Source organism: Arthrobacter sp. NPDC080086, assembly GCF_040702285.1.
This window is the reverse complement of record NZ_JBFBKP010000120.1, coordinates 1-8,154: the sequence shown is the minus strand read 5'-3', so window position 1 is coordinate 8,154 and position 8,154 is coordinate 1. Positions and strand designations below refer to the sequence as shown.

Here is an 8,154-nt window from a genome sequence, read left to right as displayed (position 1 = left end):
GGACCAGCAGCCCTCCGCCGCCGCCGCCATGAGCTACGCCGCGGACGACGGCGACCTCCGCGGCACCGCCGCCGCGGCCTGCCAGAATCCCGCCAACGATCTCTGGCTGGTAGGTGCGGACACCTCCCTCGGCCGGACCGCCGTGCTGAACCTGAGCAATGCCTCGGGCACCCCGGCGACGGTCAACCTCGACCTCTTCGGCGCCAAGGGCGTCATCCAGGCCCCGGGCAGCCGAGGCCTGCTGGTGGCCCCCGGCACCACCCGCTCGATCGTCCTGGCCGGCCTCGCCCCGGGACAGGACAGCCTGGCCGTGCGGGTGCGCAGCACCGGCGGCCCCGTGGCCGCCGTCATCCAGCAGAGCGTGCTCCGCGGACTGACGCCCGGCGGCGTCGACTTCATCACCCCCGGCACCGGCCCCGCCACCCGGCAGGCCATCACCGGGCTGGACATCCAGGACCCTGCCGCCCTCGGCCCGCTCACGGCCAAGTCCGGCTTCGGGGACGCCGGCCCCGCGCTCCAGATCGCCGTCCCGGGCGCCGCGGACGCCGTCGTGGAGGTCAAGATGTACGGCCGGGACGGGCAGAAGCCGCTGCCCGGCGGCGGCGTCGTCACCGCCAAGGCCGGCTCGGTCACCACGGTCCCGCTCGCGGGGGTGCCGGCCGGGCACTACACCGTCTCGGCCAGCTCGGACGTCTCCTTCACCGCGGCCGCCCGCGTGACCCGCGGGCTCAAGGCCGAAGACCCCATGGACGTCGCCTGGGCGCCGTCCGCCATCCGGCTCGGCAGCCAGCACCTGGTGCCGGTCCCGGCGGCCGGCAGCCGCTTTCTGATGTTCGGCGCCCCGGACGGGCGCGCCACCATCTCCTACACGCCGGTCACCGCGGACGGCAAGATCCGCAGTGCCACGACGGCGGACATCGCCGGCGGCACGACCGCATCGGTCCAGGTCCCCGCCGACGTGGAAGGCTCCGCTGTGGTGGGTTACCTGGTGTCCGCGGCGGGGGAAGCGGCTTACGGCGCAGTCCTGCTCGAACGCGACGGCAAGGCGGACGTGGCCACCGTGCCCGTGTCCCCGGGCGCGGCCGGGCAGGAAAAGGTCGCCGTTACCCTCGGCTACTAGTAGCGGCGGCGGTAGACGGGGTCGAGCGTCTCGGGCGGAACGCCCAGCATCTCTGCGGTGCGTTCGACGACGACGTCGTGAACCAGGTCCGCGAGTTCCTCCCGGCTCCCGCACGCCTGCTCCACCACGCGGCGGTAGAGCGTGATCACCGGGCCCTCGCCCGCCGTCGCCGGCGCGTAGGCACCCATCGGCGCGGGCGAGCCCTCGGCCACGAGCTGCTCAAGCTGCGGCGGGATGTCCTCGACCGCGAACCGGACCCCGTCCAGCGGCTTGCCCCAAATGTCGTGCAGGCGCTGGGCCGAATCGAGGACGAAGTCGTCGAAGCGCTCCGCGCGGGTCCGGTACCCCGGCAGGGTGGGCATCAGTAGCTCGCCGCGCAGGCCGCGGCCATGGCGGTTCCTGCGGCGTTCGCGGAAGCCCCGGACACGGCCGCCCGCGGCGGCGCCGGGCTCCGTGAGCCGCACCGTAAAGCCGGAATCGTGGGGCAAAGACTGCATACCTCGACTCTAAACCCGGCGCCCTGATTCCGCGATATGACGGGCCGTACGCGGGCGCGGGCCCCTCCTGCGGTGTTTCAATGCGGCCCCGGAACCGTGCAGGGGAGTAGTCTGTGGTGTCGTGGGTGCAATTCGTCTCTGTTCAAGGTCCGCCTGCCGGAATTCGGCGGTGGCGACTTTGACGTACGTTTACGCCGACTCCACCGCCGTTCTCGGCCCGCTGGCCACCTACGCCGAACCGCACTGCTACGACCTCTGCGAACAGCACGCCGGGTCCCTGACGGTGCCCCGCGGCTGGGAAGTCCTCCGCCTGGCCATGCCCGCGACGCCCGCCGGGCCCGGCCCCGACGACCTGCTGGCCCTGGCCCACGCCGTCCGTGAGGCCGCCGGACGCCCGGCCGCCACCGGCCAGGGTAACGACGCGGCCCAGGCCCCCGGGCAGCGTGCCAGCCATCCCGCCCTGGAGGCCCCGGCCGCCCCGGAGGGCGCCCGGCGCGGCCACCTGCGCGTCCTCCGCGAACCCTCCTGAGCCCCGAATCAGCGGTAGGCTGGGGAAGAACTTTCCGTAAGCCACCGGCGCCCGACGCGGCGCCCCCAGGGAGCCTTCGCCATGCCAGGTCTTAACGTGCCATTGATCAGTTCCGAACTTCTCTCCGTGCTGCGCTGCCCGGTCACCGGCTCCACCCTGGTGCAGGAGGGCGAGGAACTCGTTGCCACCAGCCCCGACGCGCAGGGCCGCACCCTCCGTTACGGCATCGAAGACGGCATTCCGCTGCTGCTCCCGCCCGAACTCCTGGCCGCCGCCGGCTCCGCCGCGTCCGACCAGCACGACGGCGGCGCGCCCGCCGGACCCCGCCACGCCGCGGACTAGCACCTGCCCCAGGGCGGCCGCGGCACCCCACCAAGGGTGCCCCGGCCGCCTCCCATCGGAACCGCCCGCGGCTCCGAACCCCTGACAGCCCCGTGCTTTCAACCCGACGCTTCCAACCCGGCTACTCCAAAGGATTTTCATGACCTTCGATTACAAGATTGCCGACATCTCCCTGGCCGAGGCCGGCCGGCACCAGATCCGCCTCGCCGAGCACGAGATGCCGGGCCTGATGGCCCTGCGCGAGGAATTCGGCCCCAGCCAGCCGCTCAAGGGCGCCCGGATCGCCGGCTCCCTGCACATGACGGTGCAGACCGCCGTGCTGATCGAGACCCTCACGGCGCTGGGCGCCGAGGTGCGCTGGGCCTCCTGCAACATCTTCTCCACCCAGAACGAGGCCGCCGCGGCCGTTGTCGTCGGCCAGGGCACGGTCGAGGACCCGCAGGGCGTCCCCGTCTTCGCCTGGAAGGGCGAGACGCTCGAGGAATACTGGTGGACCGCCGAGCAGATCCTGACCTGGCCCGGTGCGGACAGCAACCCGGATCTGGGCCCGAACATGATCCTCGACGACGGCGGCGACGCCACCATGCTGGTGCACAAGGGCGCCGAGTTCGAGGCCCTGGGCTCCGTCCCGGCCGCCGGCGACGACGAGTCCGAGGAGGGCCGGGTCTTCCTGTCCGTCCTACGCGCCTCGCTCGAAAAGGACCCGCAGAAGTGGACCCGGATCGGCTCCCGCCTGCTGGGCGTCACCGAGGAGACCACTACCGGCGTGCACCGCCTGTACCAGCTCGCCGAACAGGGCAAGCTGCTCTTCCCGGCCATCAACGTCAACGACTCCGTCACCAAGAGCAAGTTCGACAACAAGTACGGCATCCGCCACTCCCTGCCGGACGGCATCAACCGCGCAACCGACGTCCTGATGGGCGGCAAGGTCGCCGTCGTCTGCGGCTACGGCGACGTCGGCAAGGGCGCCGCCGAGGCGTTCCGGGGCCAGGGTTCCCGCGTGATCGTCACCGAGATCGACCCGATCTGCGCGCTGCAGGCCGCCATGGACGGCTACCAGGTGGCCACGCTCGAAAGCGTGCTCGCCGAGGGCCACATCTTCATCACCACCACCGGCAACAAGGACGTCATCCTGGCCGAGCACATGGCCGGCATGCGCGACAAGGCGATCGTGGGCAACATTGGCCACTTCGACAACGAGATCGACATGGCCGGCCTGGCCCGCATCCCCGGCGTCAAGAAGGTCGAGATCAAGCCGCAGGTCCACGAGTGGGTCTTCAACGAGGGCACCGACGGGGAGAAGTCGATCATCGTCCTCTCCGAGGGCCGCCTTCTCAACCTCGGCAACGCCACCGGCCACCCGTCCTTCGTGATGAGCAACTCCTTCGCGAACCAGACGATCGCGCAGATCGAACTGTTCACCAAGGCCGGCCAGCCCGAGGGTGAGAAGGAGTACGAGAAGCAGGTCTACGTGCTCCCCAAGATCCTGGACGAGAAGGTCGCCCGGCTGCACCTTGACGCCCTCGGCGCCACCCTGACCGAGCTGAGCAAGGAACAGGCGGAGTACCTCGGCCTCGACGTTGCCGGCCCGTTCAAGCCGGAGCACTACCGCTACTAGGAGCTCCCTGGGAACATCCCCGGAGTCTCCCGGGAAGGCCCCGGACCCACGGCACCCGCCGCGGGCCCGGGGCCTTTTTTGTGACCGTATCGTGCCTCGGTCCGGCCCGGTCCGGCGCCCGTTTGCCCCTATGCTGGCAAGGTGACGTCTGGAAGGACCCGAGTATCGTGACCGTCTCAAAAACCTGGAGCACCCGCCGCAAGGCCATCGTCCTGGCCGCTGTCTGCGTGCTGGGAGCCGGCGGAGGAGTCTTCGCCGCGGCCGGGCCGCTGGCCCACCCGTCCTTTGCCTCCGAGGCTTCCTCGCCGGAGCGGTCCACCCCGGGACTGGCCTACCCGGTGCTGCCGCCGGTCCAGCTGACCGCGGCCCCGGCGGACGCCGCCACGGCCGTGAACCCTGCCTCGCCGGTGACCCTGAAGGTCGGCGACGGGCGGATCGACCGGGCATCCCTGACCAGCGAATCCGGCGGCTCGGTGGATGGCACGCTCAGCGCGGACGGTTCCAGCTGGACCGCGTCCGGGCCGCTGAAGTTCAACACCCGGTACACCTACACCTACACCGTCATCGACGCCGCCGGCCGGAGCACCACCTCCACCCGCAGCTTCACCACGGTCTCCACCGCGAACGAGGCCGACGCCGCGATTTACCCGCTGGACGGGATGAAGGTGGGCGTCGCGCAGCCGATCCAGATCACCTTCAGCGAACCGGTCCTGAACCGCGACGCTGTCGAGAAGGCCATCAAGATCACCTCCACCTCCGGCCAGCCCGGGGAGTTCCACTGGTTCAGCAACACCATGGTCCGGTACCGGCCGGAGAACTTCTGGGCCGCCAACAGCACCATCACCATGGACATGCAGCTCTTCGGCGTCGACCTCGGTAAGGGCCAGATCGGCAATTTCAACAAGAAGGTCACCATCCACATCGGGGACAAGAAGACCGCGATCGCCGACGCCACCGCCCACACCTTCAAGGCCTTCGTCAACGACCAGCAGGTCGGCGAATGGCCCACCACCATGGGCGACACCCGGTTCCCCTCGGCGCGCGGCTACCTGGTGCTGATGGAGAAGTACCGGGTGGAGCACATGAGCGCCGCCTCGATCGGCCTCAAGCCCGGTGACCCGGCCTACTACGGAGAGCTGGACGTCAACTTCGCCACCCGGCTGACCCCCAGCGGCGAGTTCATCCACCAGGCCACCGACTCCGCCCTGCCCTTCATCGGCAAGGCCAACCTCTCGCACGGCTGCATCGGGCTGGGACCCGACGGCGCCCAGTGGGTCTTCGACAATATGACCGCCGGCGACGTGGTCCAGGTGGTCAACACCGAGGGCGACTTCGCCGCGTTCGACGACGGCTACGGCGACTGGAATATCCCATGGGCCCAGTACGCCAACTAAAGCGCCGGAGCAGGCTGCCCGCCGTCGCGGGCATCTGCCTCCTCCTGGCCGCGGCCGGCATCGGATCCGCCACCGCCCCGGTTTGGGCTGAGGAAAAGCTGCCGTCGGAGGCGTCCGCGCCGATGCGCTCGGTCAGCGGACTCGCCGTCCCCGTGCTGCAGCCGCTGGAACTTGGCGTGACGCCGCTGGACGGTGCCACCGGCGTCAACCCGGCCTCGCTGCCCGCGGTCAAGGCCGTGAACGGCCGCGTGCTGGAGGTGACGCTGCGCCCCGAGAACGGTGGCGGCCCCGTCCCCGGTGGCCTCAGCGCCGACGGCTCCACCTGGACGGCGGAGCAGCCGCTCGACTTTGACACCGTCTACCGGTACCGCTTCACGATCGTCGACGGCGCCGGGCGGACCACCGTCCGGGAGCAGCGGTTCACCACGGTCGCCGCCGCCAATGAGGCCGACGCCGCCGTCTACCCCCGCGCCGGCAGCACCCTCGGCGCCGGCCAGCCGCTTGAGATCATCTTCAGCGAACCGGTGAAGAACAAGGAGGCGCTGGAGCGGGCCGTGACGGTCACGGCATCCTCCGGCCAGCCCGTGGCCTGGCGCTGGTACTCGGACCGGCGCGCCCGGATCCGGACGGAAACCTTCTGGGCCGCCAACGCCACGGTCAGCGTGAACCTGCGCCTCTTCGGGGTGGACTTCGGCAACGGGATGGTGGGGAACGCGGACACCCGGATCGGCTACACGGTGGGCCCGCAGCGGATCGCTGTCGTGGACGACACCACCAAGACCATGAACGTCTACATCGACGGCGTCCTCGCCCGCACCGCGCCGGTGACCCTCGGCGGGGAGGACTGGCTGTCCCCGACGGGGTACGCCGTGATCATGGAGCAGGAGCGCAGCTCCCGGTTCAACGCAGGCAGCATCGGGCTCAAGCCGGGGGACAAGGGCTACTACCCGCCACTGACGGTCGAGTACGCCAACCGGCTCACGACGTCGGGCGTGTACGTCCATCAGGCGCTGGAATCGGCCTGGGGCGCGGTAGGCCGGGCGAATGTCTCGCACGGCTGCGTCGGGCTGCTGCCGGCGGACGCCGCGTGGTTCTTCGCCACGATGAAGCCCGGCGACGTGGTCCAGACCCTGAACACGGGCGCTCCGCCGGTAGAGCCCCTCGAGGGCTTCGGCGACTGGAACATCCCTTGGAACGTGTATGCCAAGCGCTAGCGGAGCGCGGGGAGTTTGGCCACGAATCGGTGACGGTCCGGGGTGGCACCTCCCCGGGGCCGAAACCCTGACGGTAGGCTCGAGAACAGATATGAGGCGCGGCCCGGCTCGACGCCCGGACGCGCGGAATCCGACGGAAGCGAAGCAGCAGTGACTGAGAAGAGTGCCACCCCTCCGAACCGGCCGGAGCCCGACCTGGATCCCGCCGGGGACACGGACGAGCCCGCCTTCGAGTGGATGAAGCCCTCCGGCGCCGCCGCCTCGAAGCCGGCCCCGGGCAAGGACAATGTCGCAGAACCCGGTGAACGCCAGGGCCGCCGGGCCGAACGGCTCGCCGCCGAACGCCGGACCGACGAACGCCGCACCGACGAACGCACCGGCGGCGCCACCGCCGTCGGCCGTCCCGCGGGGGAGGACGCCTACCGCGAGGCGCTCCCCACCTCGGCCCTGCACGTGCGCCCGCCCCAGGAGGAAGTCGAGCGCCGCAACGCCGAACGCGAGCAGGCCGCCAACGCCAAGCCCGTGGCCCCCCGGGTCATGCAGGTCCTGCTGGCCATCTGCTTCCCGGTCATCCTGCTGGTCCTCGCCGTCCGCGCCGTGACCAGCCCGCTGTTCCTCTGGGCCGAATACAACCGTCCCGGCTTCCCGGGCGACGGCTACGGCTTCAACATCGATGACCGGATGACCTACGGTTCCTACGCCGTGGACTACCTGGGCAACTGGTCCGGCCCGCGTTACCTGGGCGAACTGGTGAACCGCAGCGGGGAGAAGCTGTTCAAGGCCGGTGAGGTCAGCCACATGGCCGACGTCAAAACCGTGATGCTCTCCTCCTTCGCGGCGGGGACGCTGCTGGGCATCGTCAGCCTGGTCGCCATCCTGTACCTGCGCCGCCGCAGCACCGGCGGGGTCCGCCGCGGGCTCTTCGCCGGCTCTATCGCCACCCTGGTGATCATCATCGGCCTGGGCGTCCTGGCGGTGCTCGGCTGGGAGCAGTTCTTCACCGAGTTCCACCAGATCTTCTTCGCCAACGGCACCTGGACGTTCTCGCTGCAAGACACCCTGATCCGGCTCTTCCCGGCCCAGTTCTGGAGCGATGCCGGGATCGCGATCGGCGCACTGGTGCTGCTGGCCTCGCTGCTGACCCTCATCCTCACCTGGCCCACCCGGCGCCGCCGCGGCCTGCCGCTCCGGACCGGGAAGGCGAAGGACAGCGTTGCCGGCGACGCGTCGGCCGCCGACGGCCTGACGGACACCGACACGTCCACCGAGGCGGCGCTCAAGGGCCGCCGCTTCAAGCGCCGTGGCACCCCATCCGCGGACGCGCCCGCAGAGACTACAACCGTGACCAGGTTCTTGATGCCTTGGTCCTGCGCCACGCGGCCAGCACTTTCAGCAGCGACCTGAGCCGCGAACGGCGTCGACTTACGCGAGCCCTTGAAG

At 70.6% G+C, this 8,154-nt stretch carries 7 protein-coding genes and 2 pseudogenes; 7 read left to right on the top strand and 2 right to left on the bottom strand.

Annotation, left to right across the window (positions count from 1 at the left end; all coding sequences use genetic code 11):
* The coding region (locus AB0305_RS21865; protein WP_366174016.1) for a DUF5719 family protein at positions 1–1,120 on the top strand (1,120 nt) is incomplete at its 5' end.
* Here AB0305_RS21865 and AB0305_RS21860 read toward each other — a convergent pair.
* Positions 1,117–1,617, bottom strand: coding sequence for a metallopeptidase family protein (locus AB0305_RS21860; protein WP_290258531.1), 501 nt, complete (start codon positions 1,615–1,617; stop codon positions 1,117–1,119). The two genes, AB0305_RS21865 and AB0305_RS21860, sit on opposite strands and share 4 nt — an antisense overlap.
* 121 nt (positions 1,618–1,738) lie before the next feature.
* Between AB0305_RS21860 and AB0305_RS21855 the strand changes: the two genes are divergently transcribed.
* The 6 genes and pseudogenes from AB0305_RS21855 to AB0305_RS21830 form a co-directional block, all read left to right on the top strand.
* Positions 1,739–2,146: a DUF3499 domain-containing protein gene (locus tag AB0305_RS21855; RefSeq protein WP_290258530.1), complete on the top strand. Its 408-nt coding sequence runs from the start codon at positions 1,739–1,741 to the stop codon at positions 2,144–2,146.
* Positions 2,147–2,242: 96 nt separating this feature from the next.
* Positions 2,243–2,488, top strand: a complete 246-nt coding sequence (locus tag AB0305_RS21850; RefSeq protein WP_290258529.1) for a hypothetical protein — start codon at positions 2,243–2,245, stop codon at positions 2,486–2,488.
* A gap of 139 nt (positions 2,489–2,627) precedes the next feature.
* A complete protein-coding gene (gene ahcY, locus AB0305_RS21845; protein WP_290258528.1) occupies positions 2,628–4,106 on the top strand; it encodes an adenosylhomocysteinase in 1,479 nt (492 codons plus the stop codon).
* 167 nt (positions 4,107–4,273) lie between these two features.
* Positions 4,274–5,500 carry an Ig-like domain-containing protein gene (locus AB0305_RS21840; RefSeq protein ID WP_364136862.1) on the top strand — a complete coding sequence of 409 codons (1,227 nt, stop codon included), beginning with the start codon at positions 4,274–4,276 and terminating at the stop codon, positions 5,498–5,500.
* Entirely contained in the window at positions 5,479–6,714 is a 1,236-nt protein-coding gene (locus AB0305_RS21835; protein WP_364136864.1) for an Ig-like domain-containing protein, read from the top strand. Before AB0305_RS21840 ends, AB0305_RS21835 begins: the two co-directional genes overlap by 22 nt.
* A gap of 237 nt (positions 6,715–6,951) precedes the next feature.
* Positions 6,952–7,860 (top strand): annotated as a pseudogene (locus AB0305_RS21830) (TIGR01906 family membrane protein); the annotation flags it as partial.
* Between the two features lie 179 nt (positions 7,861–8,039).
* Here AB0305_RS21830 and rpsK read toward each other — a convergent pair.
* Positions 8,040–8,154: pseudogene (gene rpsK, locus AB0305_RS21825) on the bottom strand (30S ribosomal protein S11); the annotation flags it as partial.